The following is a 20,219-nucleotide window of genomic DNA, read 5'->3' as shown; positions in this document are numbered from 1 at the left end:
CCACGCCCCCCGCCGCTCAGCGGAGCGTCAGTGCTTCGTGCCGTACGACTGGACGTAGCCGTCCGCGGGCGAACCCACGCCCGTCACGTCGTCGTAGCCCTTCACCGCGGACAGCGAGCTGTCCTTGCCGAGGGTGCGGACCGAGGTCGCGAGGCCGCCGGTGGCGTCCAGGCCGTTCACGAAGTCGATACGGGCCACCGCCAGGCCGGAGCCGGTCGGGTTGTCCGTGACGTCGTGGAACATGCCCTTCTTGCCGTACTTGGCGTAGATCGCCGGGTTGGCGAAGCCGAGCGCCTTGCCGCCGCCGGCCTCCTGGGCCAGCGCCTGGACCGCCGCGATCACCGGGGCGGCCAGCGAGGTGCCGCCGATGCGGTACTCGCTGTACTGCTCGGTGCCGTCAGGGAAGGTCTGGGTCTGGCCGACCAGGAAGCCGGTGTTCGGGTCGGCGATGGCCGCGATGTCCGGGACGACGCGGTTGCCGGCGGCGTTGTTGGCCGTGGCCAGCGCCTTCGGGACGATGCCCTTCTGGTAGTACGGCTGCGGCACGTTCTTGCTGGTGCCGCCGCCCGCGCCCGAGGTGAAGGCGCCGGGGAAGTTCGTCCAGCTCTTGCCGTCGGCCGACAGGGTCGCCTTTTCGGTGCCCCAGCCGGTCTCCCACTGGTACGAGTCGCCCTTGCCGACGGCCAGCGAGGTACCGCCGACCGCCGTCACCCACGCCGAGTTGGCCGGGGTGTCGACCTGCTTCGTACCGGACTTGGCGGCCTGGTCGCCGTCGTCGCCGGAGGAGAAGTAGAAGCCGATGCCCTGGACCGCGCCCAGCTGGAAGACCTGGTCGTAGGCGGCCGCGAGGTCCGGCGTCTGGTTGGCCTCGATGTCGCCCCAGGAGTTGGAGACGATGTCGGCCAGGTGGTTGTCGACGACCTTGCTGAGCGAGTCGAGCAGATCGGCGTCGTAGCAGGACGCGGCGCCCACGTAGGTGACGTCGGCGTCCGGCGCGACCGCGTGCACGGCCTCGACGTCGAGGGTCTCCTCGCCGTACCAGCCGGCCGCGCCGCACTCCTTGGTCTTGGTGTAGTTGTTCGGCAGCACCTGGTGCAGCTGGCCGGTCTTCCAGGCCGCGTCACCGTTCTTCAGCGCGTAGTTGCCGGCGTCGAAGGCGATGGTCGGCGAGGCGTACGCGTCCGTGATGGCGACGCGGACGTGCTTGCCGGTGTAGTCGCCGGCGCCGTAGACGGAGCGCAGCTGCTTGCCGGTGTAACCCTTGATCGCGTACGGGATCTTCTGGCCGTAGGCGTCCGGGAGGGTGGTGGCGATCTTCGAGCCGTAGTACGAGGAGAACGGCCCGGAGTTCTTGAACACGGCGTCCGGCGGCGGCAGCTGGTCGTCGTGGGTCGACTTGTGCGGCGCGGTGTCCAGACCGGTGACGGTGAGGACGGCGCCCTTCAGGCCGGCCGGCGCGGACGCGGACTTCGCGGGGGCGCGGTAGGTCTTGCCGCCCTTGGTGAAGTTGTGCAGCTGGGTGCCGAACGCCTTCTCGGCGGCGGACACGTCACCGGAGACGGCGACGTAGTGCGCGGTGACCTCGGTGACCTGCAGTCCGGCCGACTTCAGCCAGGACTTGACGGCGGCCACCTGGGCCTTGGTGGCACCGAAGCGGGCCTGCGCCTTCTTGGCGTTCAGGTACTTGCCGTAGAGCGGCGAGCTGGGGTCGGACACGGCCTTGGCGTAGGCGGCGAGTCCGGCCCGGTCCTTGCCGGCCAGGTACACCCGGGCGTTGACCTGGGCGTTGTCGGCGGTCGCACCCTTGTCCGCCTTGGCCGTGGCCCAGGCGGGCTTGGTGCCCGCCAGCGCGTCACGGGCCGGGGTGTCCGCGGCGTGCGCCGCGGGTATGCCGAGCGCCAGAGCACCGGCGATCATGGGCAGTGTCGCTGCCATGCTCACACCGGCGCGCGCCTTGGCACGGTTGGATCTCATAGAACCCCCTGCGATGCGGTTCGCATGCATGTAGTGGTCGGTACGTCGTGGATCCGGGCGCGGGCCCGCGGCGGCGTCGACCCGCGGTTCGATCACACGATGGGGGTCACTCTTTCGATGAACCGTTCATGCCAGGGGAACGTGAAGGTCAAGAGAAGCCCAAGGAATGTTCATGTGGGGGGATTTGGCCCTTTCGTTCCTGCGGCGATGTGACGAAAGGGCTTGCGCGCCGGTCACGAACGCGCTTGCGCTCTACGCTCCTTGAGCATCCCGGCCATCAGCTGGATCTCCGACTGCTGCGCGTCGACCATGCCTTGCGCGAGCCTCTTCTCCACGCCGACGTCGCACTTGGCGACACAGCCCTCGGCCATGTGGATACCACCCTTGTGATGGTCCGTCATCAGCTGCAGATAGAAGATCTCCGCCTGCTTGCCGCTGAGCGTGCCGAGCTTCTTCATCTCGGTGTTGGTCGCCATGCCCGGCATCAGCGCGCCGTCCTTGCCCGAGGCCATGTCGCCCATGCCCATCCAGGTCATCGGCGGATCGGCGGACACCTTCGGCAACTCCCAAAGATCCAGCCAGCCGAGCAGCATCCCGCGCTGGTTGGCCTGCGTCTGCGCGATGTCGTACGCGAGCCGCCGCACCTCCTCGTTCCGGGTGCGGTCGCGCACGATGTACGACATCTCTACGGCCTGCTGGTGATGGACGGCCATGTCCCGCGCGAACCCGGCGTCGGCGGACCCGGCGGTGGGCGTCTTCGGGTCCGATCCGCCGTCCTCGGCGACCGCGTAGGTGATCGCGCCGGCCGCGACGAGCACCGCCGCGGCCGCGCCCGCCGCCCAGCCGATGTGCAGGCGCCTCACTTCATGACCCCGCCGGTGCACGAGGCGCCCGGCTCGGGCGTCTGCTGGCCCTGCACATAGGTGGCGAAGAACTTGTTCACCTCGGGGTCGTTCGCGCTCTTCACGGCCACCTGGTGGCCCCACGCCGACAGGATCAGCGGGGCGGCCTGGTTCTCGTACGGGCTCATCAGCGAGTACGGCGTCTTCTTCACCTTGGCCGCGAGCGCGTCGACGTCCGCCTTGGCCGCCTTGCCGGTGTACGTCACCCAGACCGCGCCGTGCTCCAGCGCGTGCACGGCGTTCTCGTCCTGCACCGGCTTGGTGTAGACGTCGCCGTTGCAGTTCAGCCAGACCGGGTTGTGGTTGCCGCCGACCGGCGGGTGCATCGGGTACGTCACATGGGTCGTCACATGCGTCCGCGCCAGCTTGCCGGACCAGGTCTTCACCCCGTCCTTGCCGTCGGTGAAGTGCCCGGAGTCCCCGGAGCTCTTCGCGTCGCCGCTCACCGTGGAGTCGTTCTTGTCCGACTGGGAGTTCACGAGCACCACGCCGCCGACCACGAGGCCTGCGACGACCACCACGCTGGCCGCGATGGTGAGCACCCGGCTGCGGCGCTCGCGGGCACGCTCGGTACGCCGCATCTCTTCTATGCGCGCCTTGCGCGCCGCGCTGCTGCTGTTCTTGGCGGAACCCATGAGGCCAGTCCTTCTGGGGGAAAGGGACGAGAAGGGTGGGGCTCGCCGATCGTAATGGGCGCGGCCGGCACTTCCGTAGGGAGGGCGGGACAACGGGATAATTTGAACCCGGGATGCACATTACCTACCCTCGCGGTATGCGGCTGCTGCGCTCCACCGACCTGGCCCTCAGGGTCCTCATGCGGCTCGCCGTCTCCGGCACCGTCAGCCCGACGACCCGCCAGGTCGCGGCGGACATGGACGTGCCCTACACGCACGCCGCGAAGGTCGTGGCGGAACTCCAGCACCTCGGCCTGGTCGACGCCCGCCGCGGCCGGGGCGGCGGACTCGCCCTCACCGAACAGGGCCGCGACGCGTCCGTGGGCGCGATCGTCCGCACCTTCGAGGGCGAGGGCGACGTGGTCGACTGCGAGGGCACGACCCCCTGTCCCCTGAACTCCGCCTGCCGCCTCAGGGGCGCCCTGCGCCGGGCCCAGGAGGCGTTCTTCGCGGCGCTGGACCCGGTGACCGTGCGGGAGATCGTGGCGGATCCGACCGGCCCCCTGCTCCTGGGCATCTCCAGAGGGCCGCGGGGCGACTGAGGGCCTGTCCCGGCGCTTGGCCGGAAAAGCTCCTTGATCGATTCCACCGGCCTCGTGAACGCTGAGACCTCCATGTGGATCGACTACGGGGGTACGTATGAGGATCCTGATCTCCGGCGCCAGCGTCGCCGGACCCGCCCTGGCCTGGTTCCTGCACCGCGACGGCCACGAGGTGACCGTCGTCGAGCGCGCTCCGGCCCTGCGCGACAGCGGCTACGCCGTCGACTTCCGGGGCGCGGCCTTCGAGGTGCTCGAGGAGCTGGGCATCCTTGAGGAGGTCCGCGCACATGCGACCGGGATGACCGGCACCGACCTCCTGGACCCCGACGGCAACCGCGTCGGCGAGCTGCCGGCCGAGGTCTTCGCCGGCGAGCTGGAGGTCCCCAAGCGCGAGGTGACCCGCATCCTCCACGAGCACACGGCGCAGTCGGTGCGCTATGTCTTCGACGACTCGATCAACCGCGTCGAACAGGACGCGCACGGCGTCCGGGTCGGCTTCGAGCGGTCCGAGCCGGACACCTACGACCTGCTGGTCGGCGCCGACGGCATCTACTCCGTGGTACGCCGCCTGGTCTTCGCCCCGCACTCCGAGGTGATCCGGCACCTCGGCCTCTCGGGCGCGGGCTTCAGCGCGGTGAACCACCTCGGCCTGGACCACCGGGGAGCGCTGTGGCAGGCCCCCGGCCGGGCGGTCTACATGTTCAGCGCGGCCGACCCGGACCGGGCGGCCGTCAGTCTGTCCTTCGGGAGCGACTCCCCGGCGCTGGACCTGCTGGACCGCGCGGAACAGGAGCGCGTCACCCGTGAGCGGCTGGCCGACGCCGGCTGGCTCGTCCCCCGGCTGCTGGAGGACATGTCCGCCGCGAGCGACTTCTACTTCTCCTCGGCCGGCCAGGTGCACCTGGACCGCTGGTCCGAGGGCCGCGTGGTGCTGGTGGGCGACGCCGGCTACTGCGCCGCCCCGACCTCCGGCATGGGCACCTCCCAGGCCCTGATCGGCGCCCACGCCCTCGCCCGCCACCTGGCCGCCTGCGACGACCACGGCAAGGCCTTCGCCTCCTACGAGCAGGAGCTGCGCCCGTACGTGACCGAGAACCAGCGGATCGGCCGCGAGGGGGCCCGCAGCTTCGGGGCGTGAGGGGCCTGCGGCCGGCGCCACGCGGAGGGACCACGGCCACCGCATTCCGGTCGTACGCCCACCCATGCCCTCACGGGCCACGGCGCATGTGCGCGGCGGATCCGCGGGCGTGCGGACCCGGCTCAGGTGGCCGGACGCGCGCCGTGCCCCGGAGCCGGGCGCCGGATCCGGAGCCGTGCCCGGCGCCGGCGGGTGATCAGCGGCTTCACGCCCGTATCGCGGACCGGCCGGCCGGGGCTTCTCAGCCCTTGGCCAGCCAGAGATCGGGCCCGAACACCTCGTAGTGGATGTCGGCCGCGGCCACGCCCTTCCGCATGAGCTGGGTGCGCACCGCGCGCATGAAGGGCAGCGGGCCGCACAGGTACGCGCGCGTGCCGGGGTGTACGGCGATGCCGGAGAGGTCGACCAGGCCGGTGCGGGTGCCGGGCTCCGCCGCGCGCTCGTAGAAGAAGTGCGCGGACGCGTCCGGGAGCTTGGCGGTGTACGCCTCGTGGTCGGTGCGCAGGGCGTGGTCGGCGGGGGAGCGGTCGCCGTGGACCACCGTGACCGGGGCGCGGTGGCCGTCGGCGGCGAGCGAGGCGAGCATCGCGACCATCGGGGTCACGCCGATGCCGGCCGAGGCGAGCAGCAGGGGCCCGTCCTCGGCGTCGCCGAGCACCAGGTCGCCGTACGGCTCGGAGAGGTCCAGGACGTCGCCCGCCGCCACGCGCGCGTGGAGGTGGTTCGAGACCTCGCCGTCGGGTGCCGTACCGCCGTGCACGCGCTTGACGCTGATCTGGCGCAGCGCCGTGCCCGGGGCGCCGGAGAGGCTGTACTGCCGTATCTGCCGGGCGCCGTCGGCCAGGGCGACGCCGACGGAGACGTACTGCCCGGCGCGGAAGGCGGCCACCGGGCCCCCGTCGAGCGGCCGCAGCCGGAACGTGACCACGTCCGCGGTCTCGGGGACGCGCTCGACGACCTCCCACCGCCTGAGGCCACGGCTGCCGCTCTCCTCGTACAGCCGCCTCTCGACGGCGATCAGCGCGTTCGCCATCAGCCAGTACACCTCGTCCCAGGCGGCCGCGACCTCGGGTGTGACGGCCTCGCCCAGGACCTCGGCGATCGCGGCGAAGAGGTGCTCGTGGACCACCGCGTACTGCTCGGGCGCCACACCGAGGGAGGCGTGCTTGTGCGCGATGCGGCCGAGCATGGCGTCCGGCCGCCGGTCCGGGTGCTCCAGCAGCTGCGTGGCGAAGGCGGCGATGGAACCGGCGAGGGCCTGCCGCTGGGCGCCGGAGGCCTGGTTGCCGCGGTTGAAGAGGTCCCGCAGCAGTTCGGGGTGGGCGGCGAAGAGCCGGGCGTAGAAGCGCTCGGTGATCTCGCCGATGGCCGCGCCGACGGCGGGAAGCGTGGCACGGACGGTGACTGCGGACTGCTCGGACAGCATCGGGGCTCCTCACGGCTCGACTGATCGGCACCGTATTTAAACTTGCATCTGAGATGCAAATTAAACGGGCGTGGCCTCGCTCACGTGGGGGCGCGGACCGGCGCGCAAGGAAGCGGACTGGCCATTACGGATGTCGGTCCGAGCAGGCAAGATGGGCAGCAGAGCAGTACCTCTGCCGGACGCGAGGCGTTCAGGCCGGGGTCGGACGGGCGATCAAGGGCCGCAACGCGCGTGAAACGCTGTTGTGGTGTGATGCTCAGGTGCCCGACCGCCTCCGGCGACACCCGGGGCAAGGCGGCCTGACCAGCAAGGATGGGGAAGCTGAAGATGGACAAGCAGCAGGAGTTCGTGCTCCGGACCCTGGAGGAGCGTGACATCCGGTTCGTACGCCTGTGGTTCACGGACGTGCTGGGCTTCCTCAAGTCCGTGGCCGTGGCCCCCGCCGAGCTGGAACAGGCCTTCGACGAGGGCATCGGCTTCGACGGCTCCGCCATCGAGGGCTTCGCCCGGGTCTACGAGTCCGACATGATCGCCAAGCCGGACCCCTCGACCTTCCAGGTCCTGCCGTGGCGCGCGGAGACCCCCGGCACGGCCCGCATGTTCTGCGACATCCTCATGCCGGACGGCTCCCCGTCCTTCGCGGACCCGCGCTATGTGCTCAAGCGTGCCCTGGCCCGCACCTCCGACCTGGGTTTCACCTTCTACACCCACCCCGAGATCGAGTTCTTCCTGCTGAAGGACCGCCCGCTGGACGGCTCCCGCCCCACCCCGGCCGACAACTCGGGCTACTTCGACCACACCCCGACCAACGTCGGCATGGACTTCCGCCGCCAGGCGATCACCATGCTGGAGTCGATGGGCATCTCGGTCGAGTTCTCCCACCACGAGGGCGCCCCCGGCCAGCAGGAGATCGACCTGCGCTACGCCGACGCGCTCTCCACGGCGGACAACATCATGACGTTCCGCCTGGTCATGAAGCAGGTGGCGCTGGAGCAGGGCGTCCAGGCGACCTTCATGCCGAAGCCCTTCTCCGAGCACCCGGGCTCCGGCATGCACACCCACCTCTCCCTCTTCGAGGGCGACCGCAACGCGTTCTACGAGTCCGGCGCCGAGTACCAGCTCTCCAAGGTCGGCCGCTCCTTCATCGCGGGTCTGCTCAAGCACGCGGCGGAGATCTCCGCGGTCACCAACCAGTGGGTGAACTCCTACAAGCGCATCTGGGGCGGCTCCGAGCGCACGGCCGGCGCCGGCGGCGAGGCCCCCTCGTACATCTGCTGGGGCCACAACAACCGCTCGGCCCTCGTCCGGGTCCCCATGTACAAGCCCGGCAAGACCGGCTCCGCACGCGTGGAGGTCCGCTCCCTGGACTCCGGCGCGAATCCGTACCTGGCGTACGCCCTCCTGCTCGCCTCGGGCCTCAAGGGCATCGAGGAGGGCTACGAACTCCCGCCGGGCGCCGAGGACGACGTCTGGGCCCTCTCGGACGCCGAGCGCCGCGCGATGGGCATCGAGCCCCTGCCCCAGAACCTCGGCGAGGCCCTGACCCTCATGGAGCGCAGCGACCTGGTCGCCGAGACGCTCGGCGAGCACGTATTCGACTTCTTCCTGCGCAATAAGCGGGCCGAATGGCACGAGTACCGCTCGGAGGTCACGGCGTTCGAGCTGCGGAAGAACCTGCCGGTGCTTTAGGCGCAGGCCAGAGCGGTTTTCCGGCGAAACGATCCCGTGGGGCCGTCGGTCGTGGACCGGCGGCCTCACGGCTTTTGTCCGCGCCAGGGCCGTCGTAAGTGCGCAGTGATGGACCACCGAACGGGGCCGCGACCCCTGAAACGGTTGCCCTATCATGCGACGTTGTGGCGATACAGACTCCCTGGGGGGCACCGTACGGCGGCCCGCCGCACATGCCGCCGAACATTCCGGCGAAGGACGTGCGGCCTCGGCGTATCTGGTACGTGGTGGCGGCACTGCTGGCGCTCGTACTGGCCGGTGCCGGTGTCGCCTTCATCGCGGTGACGCTGAAGGACGCGGTGCACGCGGTCGACACCGCCCGGAGCTTTTCCAGCGGTGACTCGCGGACGTTCGGCTTTGTCCAGGGGGAGACCAAGGCGATCTACGTTTCCCAGTCCGGACAGGGCCGGGTCGACTGCCGGATCCCACAGCTGCCGCCCGGGTCGATGACCCAGCCGGACAGCAGCTACCACGTCACCCTCGGGTCCCGCACCTGGGAGCGCGTCTTCGAGGTGAGGCCCGGCAGCAGCGGCGAGTACACGCTCACCTGCACCTCGGAGCGGCCGGCCGAGTTCGCGCTGGGAGACAAACCCCGGGTGGGGTCCATGGTCGGCGGCATCCTCGCGGGGATCGGCTGCTTCCTCGCCGCGGTCGCCGCGGCCGCGACCATCACCATCGTCACCGCCGTCCGACGCAGCCGCCACCGCCGTCGGCTCGTCGCCATGTCGGCCCCCGCACCCCAGTGGGGCCCGCCGCCCTCCGGCCCCGGCCCGGGGTATCCGCCCGGCCCGCTGTCCTAGCGCCTCGCGAGGGACGGAACCTCAGGGCATCGGCTGGCCGATGCCCAGCAGGTTGCCCTCGCTGTCGCGGAACCAGGCGCCGCGTTCGCCGCGCGCGCCCTTGCTCGGATAGTTCCCGTCGACCTCGGCGATCCCGTCCCGGGTGCGGAAGCCGGGCACGTCGACCTCCTCGAAGACCACCCCGCGCCGCCGCAGTTCCGCCACCACCGCCTCGATGTCCTCGACCTCCCAGGCCATCTGGGTGAACGTGCCGGGCGAGGACCCCGTCGACGCGAACACGACGAAGTCCGTTCCCCCGCACCGGTACAGCAGCCCGCCGGGTCGTTCGTCGACGGGCCGAAGACCGAGGACCTCGGCGTAGAAGCGGCGGGCCCGGCCGAGGTCCTGGGCGGGCAGCCGGGTGGCCACCCTGCCCCGGCCCAGAAGGTTCCTGTCGTCCTCGTTCATGGCCCCTACTGTGCCCCGCCCGCCGCCTCGATCAGGGCAGGTACGCGGGCGACACGGCCGCCGTGCTGATCCGCCGTGCCCGGCCCGACCCGTCCGCCGGGACCTGGTAGAGATCCGCGCCGTAGTCCCCGGGCAGGGCGTAGACGATCGTACGGGCGTCCTTCCACACCGCCTGGTCGTCCACGCTTCTCGGCTCGGCCAGCGCGGTCTCGCGCATCGTGCGCAGGTCGAGGACGTACAGATGCCAAGGAGCGTCCTTGGACAGACCCTTGACCCGCTTCTTGTAGGCGACGCGGGTGCCGTCGGGGGAGAGGGACGGGCACTCGACGTTCGCGTGCACGGCGGTCACGGTGCGCGTGCGCAGGTCGCCCCGGACCAGATACGTACGGCCCTCGGTCGCCAGTGTCGCGTAGAACGTGCGGTCGTCCGCCGCGAACGTCACGCCCCAGAAGTTGACGTCCGTCGCCCGGTACGGATGCCCGTCCTTGACGATCCGGAATGCCTCCAGGGACGGGATCAGCTCACCCGTGCGGGTGTCCGCGATCGCCGTGCGCGTGGAGAAGTTCGTGCCGGCGTACGAGTCACCGCCCACGAACGCCGTCCAGGCGGCGAAGTGCCCGGTGGGGGAGACCCGGGCGCGGGAGGGGATGCCCGGGACGTCGTAGCGGTCCCGGGTGTGCAGGCGGGCGTCGAGGATCAGGGCGCGGTAGGTGTCGGAGACCGGCCCGTGCACGGCCTGCAGACAGACGCCGGTGCCCGAAGCGGCGTAGAAGCGCAGGCACTTGACGCCCGAGGCGGTGCGCGCCCCGGCCGGGTCGGACTCCGGGACCCGTGTCAGCTCGTCCCGGTGCGGTCCCCACGCCATGTTGCGGAACACCATCCGCCCGTGCCCGGTCAGCGTCACCGTGCCGGACGTGACCTTCGGCCCGCCCGCCTGCACATGGTCGCGCCGCTCGGCCCGCGCCGAGGCGTGCAGCACGGACGCCACCCCGACCGCCACCAGTACGGCGACGGCCGAGACCAGGATCAGGATGCGACTGCGTACGGTCATACGGCGACGGCACCTTTCGGACGGACCACGACGGAGAAGACCGCGCAGACGAGCAGCGCCCCCGCCGCCCCCGCCAGCGCCGCCCGGTCGCCCCACAGGGTCCAGGCCGTGCCGAACAGCAGCGAGCAGGCGAAGCGGGCCAGCGCCTGCCCGGTCTGCACGACGGCAAGCCCGGACGAGCGCAGCGCCTCGGGCACCCCCTCCGAGGCAGCCGCCATCAGCACCCCGTCGGTGGCCGCGTAGAAGCCGCCGTGCAGGGCCAGGACGACATACGGCAGGGCCGTGCCGTGCCAGGAGGTGAGCAGCAGCGCGTACGCGACCAGAAGGGCCCCGTGACCGGCCAGGAAGACGGCCCACCGGCCCACCCGGTCCGCCAGCCGGCCGAGCGGCATGGCCAGCAGCAGGAAGGCGGCCGCCGTACCGAGCGGCAGCAGCGCGAACCAGCGGTCGGGCACGCCCAGACGGCGTTGCAGCAGCAGATAGACGAAGGAATCGCTGACCGTGGCGAGGCCCAGCAGCAGGGCACAGACCGCGATACGGCGCAGGTCGCGTCCCCGCAGCAGCCCCACCGCGGCACGCAGGGTGGGCCGCGCGCCGTCCCCGCCGCCGGCCTCCTGACGACCCCCCGGCACGAAGAGCACCAGCACCAGCACGCCGAGCACCGCGACACAGAAGCTGACCGTGAACACCGCGTCGTAGCCGTCCACGGTGGCCCGCAGGATCAGGAAGGCCACCAGCGGCCCGAGCAGGGCGCCCGCGGTGTCCATCGCCCGGTGCACCCCGAAGGCGCGCCCCCGGTTCTCCGGCGTACTGGCCAGCGAGATCAGCGCGTCCCTGGGAGCCGTACGCAGCCCCTTGCCGGTGCGGTCGGCCGCCAGGATCAGCCCGATCGGCGTCAGCGTCTGCGCCACGAGCAGCAGCGGTTTGCACAGTGCGGAGATGCCGTACCCCAGCCCCGCCACCCACTTGTGCCGCCCGCCGCCCCGGTCGGCGAGATGCCCGCCCACCAGCCGTACGAGGGCCGAGAAGCCGTTGTAGATCCCGTCGAGGAGCCCGAACCCCAGCGGCGACAGACCGAGTCCCGTCACCAGGTACAGCGGCAGCACCGCCGTCACCATCTCCGACGACACGTCGGTGACGAGGCTGACCGCGCCGAGAGCGAGCACGGTGGGGGCGACCGCGGCACGGCGCCGCCCGGCAACTGCGTACCGGGCGGCGCCTTCCGCGGACACCGGCGCCTTGCTCGCGCGGCTGTCCGCTACGTACACCTCAGGACGCCCAGATGCCGGTGATGTCCGAGGCGGACGCCGCGTTGCCCGCGTGCGTGCTCAGACCCTGGCTGTCCTCCAGGGTGCGCAGCAGGTCGTAGTGGTCGTAGGTGGTGGAGGACGACGACCCCGCGGTGACCGGCTGCCCGTACAGGACGGTCGGGATCCGGTTGCCGCTGAGCCGGTTGTCCTCGTCGAAGGTGACGACGAGCAGGCTGTTGTGGGTCTTGGCCCAGGTGGCGTAGGCGCCGAGGTTGTTCTTCAGCCAGGTGTCACCGGTCGACACCGAGCAGTCGTGCATGTCGCTGCACAGGTTCGGGACCACGAACGACAGCTGGGGCAGCGTCGAGTAGTCCGTCGGGAACTGGGAGAAGGTCTTGGCACTTGAGGTCGGCACATTGCCGAAGCCGAACCACGGGTTGTGCTTGCGCGCGTAGTTGCCACTGCTGCACGTGGTCGAACCCTGGCTCGGCAGGGTCTCGTTGTAGCTGGCCCAGCTGCGCCCGGCGGCGATCATCTCGGAGGCCAGGTTCGGCGCGGACGAGAAGCCCGGGGTGTAGCAACTGTCGTCCGTGATGCCCTGGGTGGAGCCGGAGAACAGGGCGAAGTAGTTCGGCTGGCTCGGGTGGGTCTCGGCGTAGGACTGGCTGAGGCTGGCGCCGCCGGACTTCAGCGAGTTGATGTACGGGGCGCTGGAAGAGCCGATGACCTGGCTGTAGGCGTGATTCTCGAAGACCACGACGATCACGTGGTCCGGGCTGGGAACGGCGCTCGCGGCGTGCGCGGACTCGCCACCGAGCCCGGTCCACAGTCCGATCGCGGCAGCGGCGAGGGCGGTGGCCGAGGCCACGAGCGTACGGGCACGGCGGTACACGGAACTGCCGGACACATCAACCTCCGGGTGGGGGGAACGACGGGGCTGGCGGTGCGGACAGAGCATGCACACACGAACATTCCCGCGCCCCACATGGCCCAACCGGGAGGATGAAGACCGGATGAACTACGCCTGCCGCCGGGTCAGTTCACCCGCCCCCGACACGGCGATCCGGTGACCCGCTTTTCTTCCAGCGGGCCTCGCGCCCGACGGGCCCGGTGCCGAAGCGCAGGGCACCGTCCCGCCACACCGCGGGCGTCGGGGTGACGTGCGGCCGCCCGTCGGGCCGTACCGTCGAGATCCAGAACAGCTCAGCCCCCTCCGACTGCGCCCCGGCGTCGGACCAGGGATGCGCCGAGGTCCCTTCGCCGCCGTGGCGGACGTCGAGCTCGCCCACGGGGCCCGGCATGGTCTCTCCCCGGCCGCTTCCGGAGGGGATGTGGCCGCGGCCCCGGCTCCCGGCATCGGGCGCGACCCGAGCCGCGATCCACCCGTTCAGGCCGCCGCGGGCATGCGGACCACGCACCCGCTCGGCCACGGCACGAGAACCGCCCCAGAGCCTGAGACGCCCGCTCCGGATAGGCTCTGGCCAGGACGACCGAGACTCCAGGGGAGGCCGCGGATGACGCCGGGGCGCAGGAGCAGTACCTTCACGCGACTGCTGCGGCACGGCTTCACCGCCCCCTCCGCGGCCGAGCGCCTCCTGGACAGCGCCGAGCTGTCCCCGCTGCGCGACGACCCGGTCCTCCTGGAGGCCCTGGGCGCCACCGCCGACCCCGACCTGGCCCTGCACGGCCTGGCCCGCCTCCTGGAGGCCCAGCCCGACCCCACCGCCCACCGCGAACTGCTGGACACCCTGACGGCCGCCAAGCCCCTGCGCGACCGCCTCCTCGGTGTCCTCGGCGCCTCCGCCGCCCTCGCCGACCACCTCGCCCGCCACCCCAGCGACTGGCAGGTCCTGGTCACCTATGAGCCCCGTGACCTCCACCCCGGCGTGGAGGAGTTCGAGCGCGGACTGGAAGCGGCCACCGACCCCATCTCCCTCCGCGTGGCCTACCGCCGCTGCCTGCTGTCGATAGCGGCACGCGACGTGTGCGGCACCACGGACCTCGCCGAGACCGCCGCCGAACTGGCCGACCTCGCCACCGCCACCCTGCGCGCCGCCCTGGCCCTGGCAGGCGCCGCCGCCCCCGAGGACGCCGCCGCCTGCCGCCTCGCGGTGATCGCGATGGGCAAGTGCGGCGGACACGAGCTGAACTACGTCTCCGACGTGGACGTGATCTTCGTGGCGGAGGCGGCCGAGGGCGCCGACGAGGGCAAAGCGCTCAAATCCGCCACCAGACTGGCCTCGCACATGATGCGGATCTGCTCCGAGACGACCATCGAGGGCTCGATCTGGCCGGTGGACGCCAACCTCCGCCCCGAGGGCCGCAACGGCCCCCTCGTCCGCACCCTCAGCAGCCATCTCGCCTACTACCAACGCTGGGCCAAGACCTGGGAGTTCCAGGCGCTGCTCAAGGCCCGCCCGGTGGCCGGGGACGCCACCTTGGGGCAGGCCTACGTCGACGCGCTGGAACCCCTCGTCTGGAAGGCGGCCGAGCGCGAGAACTTCGTCGCCGACGTACAGAAAATGCGCCGCAGGGTCGTGGAGAACATCCCCGCGGCCGAGGTGGACCGCGAACTCAAACTGGGCCCGGGCGGCCTCAGGGACGTCGAGTTCGCGGTCCAGCTGCTCCAGTTGGTGCACGGCCGCACCGACCTGACCCTGCGCAGCGGCACCACCCTCGACGCCCTCCAGGCCCTCGCCGCCGGCGGCTATGTGGGCCGCGAGGACACCGCCCGCCTCGACGAGGCCTACCGCTTCCTGCGCTCGATGGAGCACCGCATCCAGCTCTACCGCCTGCGCCGCACCCACCTCGTCCCCGAAGCCGAACCGGACCTGCGCCGTCTCGGCCGCTCCCTGGGCCTGCGCACCGACCCGGTGACCGAGCTGCACCGCGAGTGGAAGCGGCACACCGGCGTCGTACGACGGCTGCACGAGAAGCTCTTCTACCGCCCGCTGCTCGACGCGGTCGCCCAGCTCGCCCCCGGCGAGGCGAGGCTGAGCGCCGCGGCGGCCCGCGAACGCCTGGTCGCCCTCGGCTACGCCGACCCGGCCGCCGCCCTGCGCCACCTGGAGGCCCTCGCCTCCGGCGTGACCCGCAAGGCCGCCATCCAGCGCACCCTGCTGCCCGTCCTCCTCGGCTGGTTCGCCGACTCCGCCGACCCGGACGCCGGCCTGCTGAACTTCCGCAAGGTCTCCGACGCGCTCGGCAAGACCCCCTGGTACCTCAGGCTCCTCAGGGACGAGGGCGCGGCGGCCGAGAACCTGGCCCGGGTCCTGTCGGCGGGCCGGCTCGCCCCGGACCTGCTGATGCGCGCCCCTGAAGCGGTGGCCCTGCTCGGCGACGGCGACGGCGGCAGCGGCGGTCTCGGGCCGCGCGACCGCGCCCAGCTGGAGCAGGAGATCCTGGCCGCGGTGGGCCGCGCCGAGAACGCCGAGCAGGGCGTCCCCGCGGCCCGCGGCGTCCGTCGCCGCGAGCTGTTCCGGACGGCCGCCGGGGACATCGTCTCCTCGTACGGCACCGAGACCAGCCCGGCCGAGGCCGACCAGGGCGCCCTCGTGGACCGGGTCGGCGCCGCCGTCTCCGACCTGACCGCGGCCACCCTCGCGGGCACCCTGCGCGCGGTGGTCCGCGACGGCTGGGGCGACACCCTGCCCACCCGGTTCGCGATCATCGGGATGGGCCGCTTCGGCGGCCACGAACTCAGCTACGGCTCCGATGCCGACGTGCTCTTCGTGCACGAGCCCCAGGACGGCGTGGACGAGCAGGAGGCGGCGGCCGCCGCCAACAAGGTCGTCGCCGAGATGCGCCGCCTGCTGCAGCTGCCCAGCGCCGACCCGCCGCTGCTCATCGACGCCGGCCTGCGCCCCGAGGGCAAGTCCGGGCCGCTGGTGCGCACCCTGAAGTCGTACGAGGCCTACTACCGCCGCTGGTCACTCGTCTGGGAGTCGCAGGCGCTGCTGCGGGCCGAGCCGGTCGCCGGGGACGAGGACCTGGCCCGCCGCTTCACCGAGCTGATCGACCCACTGCGCTACCCGGAGCACGGCCTGGACGACGAGGCGGTCCGGGAGATCCGCCGGCTGAAGGCCCGGATGGAGTCCGAGCGCCTGCCGCGCGGCGCCGACCCGAGGCTGCACACCAAGCTCGGCCCCGGCGGTCTCTCCGACGTCGAGTGGACCGTCCAGCTGCTCCAGCTGCGCCACGGCTGGCGCGAGCCCGGCCTGCGCACCACCCGCACCCGCGCGGCCCTGGCCGCCGCCCGTGAGGCCGGGCTGCTGTCCGCCACGGACACCGCCGTGCTGGACGAGGCCTGGGTGCTGGCGAGCAGGGTGCGCAACGCGGTCATGCTGGTCCGCGGCCGGGCGGGTGACACCTTCCCCACCGAGCCCCGCGAGCTGGCCGCCGTCGGCCGCTACCTGGGTTACGGCGCCGGGCACGCCGGAGACATGCTGGACGCCTACCGCCGTACGACCCGCAGGGCGCGCACGGTCGTGCAGGAGCTGTTCTACGCGGCCGGGACCTGAGCCGGCGCGGCGGCGGCCGGGGCCGGTACCAGTCTCGGCAGGGCGTGGGGCAGGCTGCCGTACCAGAGCCTGGCCACCGTGAAGCCGAAGGCCAGGCACAGCGCCCCGCCGACCGCGTCCAGCCAGAAGTGGTTGGCCGTGGCGACGATCACCAGGAGGGTCCCCGTCGGGTAGAGCAGCCCCAGCACCCGCACCCAGGGCACGGACGCCAGCGCGAAGACCGTCAGCCCGCACCACAGCGACCAGCCGATGTGCATCGACGGCATCGCCGCGTACTGGTTGGACATGTGCTTCAGATCGCCCGAGGCCATCGAGCCCCAGGTGTGGTGCACCATGACCGTGTCCACGAAGAGCCCGCCGTGCATCAGCCGGGGCGGAGCGAGCGGGAACAGGTAGTAGCCGACCAGGGCCACGCCCGTGGTCGCGAACAGCACCAGCCGGGTCGCCGCGTAGCGGCCGGGATGCCAGTGATACAGCCACACCAGGACACCCAGAGTGATGACGAAGTGCAGGGTGGCGTAGTAGTAGTTCATGCCGATGATCAGCCAAGTCGCCGAGTTCACGGCATGGTTGACCGACTCCTCGACGGCGATGCCCAGACCGTGCTCGGCCCGCCAGACCCAGTCGGCGTTGCGCAGCGCCTCGGCCTTCTGCTCCGGGACGGCGTTGCGGATCAGCGAGTAGGTCCAGTAACTCACCCCGATCAGCAGGATCTCGAACCACAACCGGGGCCGACGCGGATGCCGCGGCCGGCCCGGAAAAAGCCGGAAACCCTGTCTGTCCTCGCCCGTGTCGGTCCGCGGAACGGCCACCTCCTCGCGACCTTCCGGTTCCGTAACGGCCGAGTCACTCATAGGCACCAAGTCTGCCAGAAAAGGCTTCCTCGCCAGATCATCCCAAGGTTGGGTCCGCCCCGCACGTTCTACCGCACAGGGAGGACGTCCGCCCCCAAGGCTCCCCGGTCAGCCGCACATACGGTCACTACGGCCGTCCGGCGTCACCGCGGTCACCTGCCGCCACCGCGCTCACCCCGGTCGGCCGGTGCCGAAGCGGTCGAACCGCGCACCACCAGTTCCGGCATGAACACGAACTCGCTGTGCGGCGCGGGCGTCCCGCCGATCTCCTCCAGCAGCGTGCGCACCGCCGCCTGTCCCATCGCCGGGACCGGCTTGCGGACCGTGGTCAGCGGCGGGTCGGTGAAGGCGATCAGCGGGGAGTCGTCGAAGCCCACCACCGACACGTCCCGGGGCACCTCCAGGCCCAGCTGCCGGGCCGCCCGTATGGCACCGAGCGCCATCATGTCGCTCGCGCACACCACCGCCGTGCAGTTCCGCTCGATCAGCGCGGCCGCGGCCGCCTGACCGCCCTCCAGGGTGTACAGCGAGTGCTGGACCAGCTCCGTCTCGACCGTCTCGGCGCTCAGCCCCAGCTGGTCCTGCACCGCGCGCACGAAGCCCTCGATCTTGCGCTGCACCGGCACGAAACGCTTCGGGCCGAGCGCAAGACCGATCCGGGTGTGCCCCAGCGACGCCAGGTGCGTGACCGCCAGCGTCATCGCCGCCCGGTCGTCCGGGGAGATGAACGGCGCCTGCACCTTCGGCGAGAACCCGTCCACCAGCACGAACGGCACACCCTGCGCCCGCAGCCGCTCATAGCGCTGCATGTCGGCGGTGGTGTCGGCGTGCAGCCCGGAGACATAGATGATCCCCGCCACCCCGCGGTCCACCAGCATCTCGGTCAGCTCGTCCTCCGTCGACCCGCCCGGGGTCTGGGTGGCGAGCACCGGGGTGTAGCCCTGCCGGGTCAGCGCCTGGCCGATGACCTGCGCGAGCGCGGGGAATATCGGGTTCTCCAGCTCCGGGGTGATCAGGCCCACCAAGCCCTCGCTGCGCTGCCGCAGCCGTACCGGACGCTCGTAGCCGAGCACGTCCAGCGCGGCGAGAACGGACTGGCGGGTGGTGGCGGCGACGCCCGGCTTCCCGTTGAGGACGCGGCTGACGGTCGCTTCGCTCACCCCCGCCTGCGCAGCGATGTCCGCAAGCCGTGTGGTCACGCCACCGGACTGTACCGGCCGCGCCTCGCCTTGCACACCGACGGGACGCCGTGCGCGAGCGACCGAACGGCCTGCCGTGGATTGCTGCGTCATCGCGCTCCCTCGAGTTTGTGGCGGCAAGAACTTGCAGAGTCTTGCACAAGTGTCCCCCAGTCCGCCCAACGGCTTCAATACCGCGTTACACCCCGGTCGACCACAGGTCACGGGGCGGTAACCGTTGTGGCTCCTTGCACTTTTTTTCTGCAAGGTCTTTCGCAGCGCTTACATCGCTGTTACGTTCCAGTCGCCCGGCCGCCGCAACGGCGCAGTCGGCAAGACCGCAGGGACATCGGACGGGACTGCTCCCTGCATCCCACGGGCTTAACCCTCAAGGAGAACTCATGCGGCGTGGCATAGCGGCCTCCGCGCTGGTGGCGTCCTTCGCCCTGGCGGCGACGGCGTGCGGCGGGAGCGACAGCGACAGCAAGTCGGACGGCCCGGTCACCATCACCTGGTGGGACACCTCCAACGCCACCAATGAGGCACCGACGTACAAGGCCCTGGTCTCCCAGTTCGAGGCCGCCAACAAGAACATCAAGGTCAAGTACGTCAACGTCCCCTTCGACCAGGCGCAGAACAAGTTCGACACCGCCGCCGGCTCCAAGGGCGCCCCCGACATCCTGCGCTCCGAGGTCGGCTGGACCCCCGCCTTCGCGAAGAAGAGCTACTTGCTGCCGCTGGACGGCACGGACGCCCTCGCCGACCAGGCCAAGTTCCAGCCGAACCTGATCAAGCAGGCCCAGTACGAGGGCAAGACCTACGGCGTGCCGCTGGTCACCGACACCCTTGCCCTGGTCTACAACAAGGCCCTGTTCAAGAAGGCCGGCATCACCGAGGCCCCCAAGACCTGGGACGAGCTGAAGTCCGACGCCGCCAAGGTCAAGGGCAAGACCGGTGTCGACGGCTACTGGGGCTCCACCCAGGCCTACTACGCCCAGTCCTTCCTCTACGGCGAGGGCACCGACACCGTCGACGCCGCCGCCAAGAAGATCACCGTGAACTCGGCCGCCGCCAAGAAGGCCTACGGCACCTGGCTGAGCACCTTCTCCGGCAAGGGCCTGCACAAGGCCGACACCACCGCCGACGCCTACGCCCACATCCAGGACGCGTTCGTCAACGGCAAGGTCGCCGCGATCATCCAGGGACCCTGGGAGATCACCAACTTCTACAAGGGCTCGGCCTTCAAGGACAAGGGCAACCTCGGCATCGCCACCGTCCCGGCCGGCTCCGCCGGCAAGGCGGGCGCCCCGACCGGCGGCCACAACCTCTCGGTCTACGCCGGCTCCGACAAGGCCCACCAGGCCGCGGCGCTGAAGTTCGTGCAGTTCATGACCTCGGCGAAGTCCCAGGAGACCATCGCCCTGAAGAACTCCACGCTGCCCACCCGCTCCGACGCCTTCACCGCACAGGTCAAGGCCGACCCCGGCATCGCCGGCTACCAGGGTGTCCTGGCCGCCGCGCAGCCCCGTCCGGCCCTGCCCGAGTACAGCTCCCTGTGGGGTCCGCTGGACATCGAGCTGCCCAAGGTCGCCGGCGGCAAGGAGTCCCTGGACAAGGGTCTGAGCAACGCCGAGGTCGCCATCACCAAGCTGGTGCCCGACTTCAGCAAGTGACGCCCGCGTGGCCGTCGGATCCTCCTGAGGGGGGAAGGATCCGACGGCCACCGGCCTGTGCC

Annotated in this window: 17 protein-coding genes; 6 read left to right on the top strand and 11 right to left on the bottom strand. The window is 71.3% G+C overall.

From position 1 onward, the window contains the following. Positions 1-27 precede the first annotated feature (27 nt). From AVL59_RS38260 to AVL59_RS38250, 3 genes are all read right to left on the bottom strand, one after another. Positions 28-1,974, bottom strand: coding sequence for a S53 family peptidase (locus tag AVL59_RS38260; protein WP_067318239.1), 1,947 nt, complete (start codon positions 1,972-1,974; stop codon positions 28-30). Between the two features lie 233 nt (positions 1,975-2,207). Continuing rightward, positions 2,208-2,837: a DUF305 domain-containing protein gene (locus AVL59_RS38255; RefSeq protein ID WP_067313796.1), complete on the bottom strand. Its 630-nt coding sequence runs from the start codon at positions 2,835-2,837 to the stop codon at positions 2,208-2,210. Next, a complete protein-coding gene (locus tag AVL59_RS38250) occupies positions 2,834-3,511 on the bottom strand; it encodes a DUF3105 domain-containing protein (RefSeq protein WP_067313795.1) in 678 nt (225 codons plus the stop codon). The genes AVL59_RS38255 and AVL59_RS38250 overlap by 4 nt, the downstream gene beginning before the upstream one ends. 137 nt (positions 3,512-3,648) lie before the next feature. Here AVL59_RS38250 and AVL59_RS38245 point away from each other — a divergent pair, with 137 nt between their 5' ends. Both AVL59_RS38245 and AVL59_RS38240 read left to right on the top strand, forming a co-directional pair. Continuing rightward, positions 3,649-4,092, top strand: coding sequence for an Rrf2 family transcriptional regulator (locus AVL59_RS38245; protein WP_067313793.1), 444 nt, complete (start codon positions 3,649-3,651; stop codon positions 4,090-4,092). A gap of 97 nt (positions 4,093-4,189) precedes the next feature. Further along, entirely contained in the window at positions 4,190-5,230 is a 1,041-nt protein-coding gene (locus AVL59_RS38240) for an FAD-dependent monooxygenase (RefSeq protein ID WP_067313791.1), read from the top strand. A gap of 241 nt (positions 5,231-5,471) precedes the next feature. Here AVL59_RS38240 and AVL59_RS38235 read toward each other — a convergent pair whose 3' ends face one another. Further along, on the bottom strand, positions 5,472-6,656 hold the full coding sequence (locus AVL59_RS38235; protein ID WP_067313789.1) for a globin domain-containing protein: 1,185 nt from the start codon (positions 6,654-6,656) through the stop codon (positions 5,472-5,474). A gap of 327 nt (positions 6,657-6,983) precedes the next feature. Between AVL59_RS38235 and glnA the strand changes: the two genes are divergently transcribed. Beyond that, positions 6,984-8,345, top strand: coding sequence for a type I glutamate--ammonia ligase (gene glnA, locus AVL59_RS38230; protein ID WP_067318237.1), 1,362 nt, complete (start codon positions 6,984-6,986; stop codon positions 8,343-8,345). Between the two features lie 164 nt (positions 8,346-8,509). Next, a complete protein-coding gene (locus AVL59_RS38225) occupies positions 8,510-9,184 on the top strand; it encodes a serine/arginine repetitive matrix protein 2 (protein WP_067313787.1) in 675 nt (224 codons plus the stop codon). A gap of 21 nt (positions 9,185-9,205) precedes the next feature. Here AVL59_RS38225 and AVL59_RS38220 read toward each other — a convergent pair whose 3' ends face one another. The 5 genes from AVL59_RS38220 to AVL59_RS51035 all read right to left on the bottom strand — a co-directional run bounded on the left by AVL59_RS38220 (position 9,206) and on the right by AVL59_RS51035 (position 13,233). Further along, positions 9,206-9,631 (bottom strand): VOC family protein, encoded by a 426-nt coding sequence (locus AVL59_RS38220; RefSeq protein WP_067313785.1) that lies wholly within the window; start codon positions 9,629-9,631, stop codon positions 9,206-9,208. A 31-nt stretch (positions 9,632-9,662) separates the two neighbouring features. Further along, positions 9,663-10,682 carry a TolB family protein gene (locus tag AVL59_RS38215; RefSeq protein WP_067313783.1) on the bottom strand — a complete coding sequence of 340 codons (1,020 nt, stop codon included), beginning with the start codon at positions 10,680-10,682 and terminating at the stop codon, positions 9,663-9,665. Next, positions 10,679-11,950 (bottom strand): MFS transporter, encoded by a 1,272-nt coding sequence (locus AVL59_RS38210; RefSeq protein WP_208870516.1) that lies wholly within the window; start codon positions 11,948-11,950, stop codon positions 10,679-10,681. Before AVL59_RS38210 ends, AVL59_RS38215 begins: the two co-directional genes overlap by 4 nt. Position 11,951: 1 nt before the next feature. Then, positions 11,952-12,839: an alkaline phosphatase family protein gene (locus AVL59_RS38205; protein ID WP_067313781.1), complete on the bottom strand. Its 888-nt coding sequence runs from the start codon at positions 12,837-12,839 to the stop codon at positions 11,952-11,954. A gap of 133 nt (positions 12,840-12,972) precedes the next feature. Beyond that, positions 12,973-13,233, bottom strand: a complete 261-nt coding sequence (locus tag AVL59_RS51035; RefSeq protein WP_167549313.1) for a pyridoxamine 5'-phosphate oxidase family protein — start codon at positions 13,231-13,233, stop codon at positions 12,973-12,975. A gap of 213 nt (positions 13,234-13,446) precedes the next feature. Between AVL59_RS51035 and AVL59_RS38195 the strand changes: the two genes are divergently transcribed. Further along, the gene (locus AVL59_RS38195) at positions 13,447-16,452 is read left to right on the top strand and encodes a bifunctional [glutamine synthetase] adenylyltransferase/[glutamine synthetase]-adenylyl-L-tyrosine phosphorylase (protein WP_067313778.1); all 3,006 of its coding nucleotides are present in this window, start codon (positions 13,447-13,449) and stop codon (positions 16,450-16,452) included. Here AVL59_RS38195 and AVL59_RS38190 read toward each other — a convergent pair. Continuing rightward, positions 16,434-17,306 (bottom strand): phosphatase PAP2 family protein, encoded by an 873-nt coding sequence (locus tag AVL59_RS38190; RefSeq protein ID WP_208870515.1) that lies wholly within the window; start codon positions 17,304-17,306, stop codon positions 16,434-16,436. The two genes, AVL59_RS38195 and AVL59_RS38190, sit on opposite strands and share 19 nt — an antisense overlap. A gap of 152 nt (positions 17,307-17,458) precedes the next feature. Continuing rightward, complete coding sequence (locus tag AVL59_RS38185; protein WP_067313776.1) at positions 17,459-18,505, bottom strand: LacI family DNA-binding transcriptional regulator; 1,047 nt, start codon at positions 18,503-18,505, stop codon at positions 17,459-17,461. 380 nt (positions 18,506-18,885) lie between these two features. Here AVL59_RS38185 and AVL59_RS38180 point away from each other — a divergent pair, with 380 nt between their 5' ends. Further along, the gene (locus AVL59_RS38180; RefSeq protein WP_067313774.1) at positions 18,886-20,157 is read left to right on the top strand and encodes an extracellular solute-binding protein; all 1,272 of its coding nucleotides are present in this window, start codon (positions 18,886-18,888) and stop codon (positions 20,155-20,157) included. Positions 20,158-20,219 lie beyond the last annotated feature (62 nt).

Source organism: Streptomyces griseochromogenes (assembly GCF_001542625.1).
Classification (GTDB): domain Bacteria; phylum Actinomycetota; class Actinomycetes; order Streptomycetales; family Streptomycetaceae; genus Streptomyces; species Streptomyces griseochromogenes.
The sequence above is the reverse complement of the archived record's forward strand: the minus strand, read 5'-3'. Positions and strand labels throughout refer to the sequence as shown.

Bases quoted from the DNA above. Each gene is read 5' to 3' on its own strand.
- AVL59_RS38260 (WP_067318239.1), bottom strand. From the start codon at position 1,974: ATGAGATCCAACCGTGCCAAGGCGCGCGCCGGTGTGAGCATGGCAGCG.
- AVL59_RS38250 (WP_067313795.1), bottom strand. From the start codon at position 3,511: ATGGGTTCCGCCAAGAACAGCAGCAGCGCGGCGCGCAAGGCGCGCATA.
- AVL59_RS38245 (WP_067313793.1), top strand. From the start codon at position 3,649: ATGCGGCTGCTGCGCTCCACCGACCTGGCCCTCAGGGTCCTCATGCGG.
- AVL59_RS38240 (WP_067313791.1), top strand. From the start codon at position 4,190: ATGAGGATCCTGATCTCCGGCGCCAGCGTCGCCGGACCCGCCCTGGCC.
- AVL59_RS38235 (WP_067313789.1), bottom strand. From the start codon at position 6,656: ATGCTGTCCGAGCAGTCCGCAGTCACCGTCCGTGCCACGCTTCCCGCC.
- glnA (WP_067318237.1), top strand. From the start codon at position 6,984: ATGGACAAGCAGCAGGAGTTCGTGCTCCGGACCCTGGAGGAGCGTGAC.
- AVL59_RS38220 (WP_067313785.1), bottom strand. From the start codon at position 9,631: ATGAACGAGGACGACAGGAACCTTCTGGGCCGGGGCAGGGTGGCCACC.
- AVL59_RS38215 (WP_067313783.1), bottom strand. From the start codon at position 10,682: ATGACCGTACGCAGTCGCATCCTGATCCTGGTCTCGGCCGTCGCCGTA.
- AVL59_RS51035 (WP_167549313.1), bottom strand. From the start codon at position 13,233: ATGCCGGGCCCCGTGGGCGAGCTCGACGTCCGCCACGGCGGCGAAGGG.
- AVL59_RS38195 (WP_067313778.1), top strand. From the start codon at position 13,447: ATGACGCCGGGGCGCAGGAGCAGTACCTTCACGCGACTGCTGCGGCAC.
- AVL59_RS38190 (WP_208870515.1), bottom strand. From the start codon at position 17,306: ATGAGTGACTCGGCCGTTACGGAACCGGAAGGTCGCGAGGAGGTGGCC.
- AVL59_RS38180 (WP_067313774.1), top strand. From the start codon at position 18,886: ATGCGGCGTGGCATAGCGGCCTCCGCGCTGGTGGCGTCCTTCGCCCTG.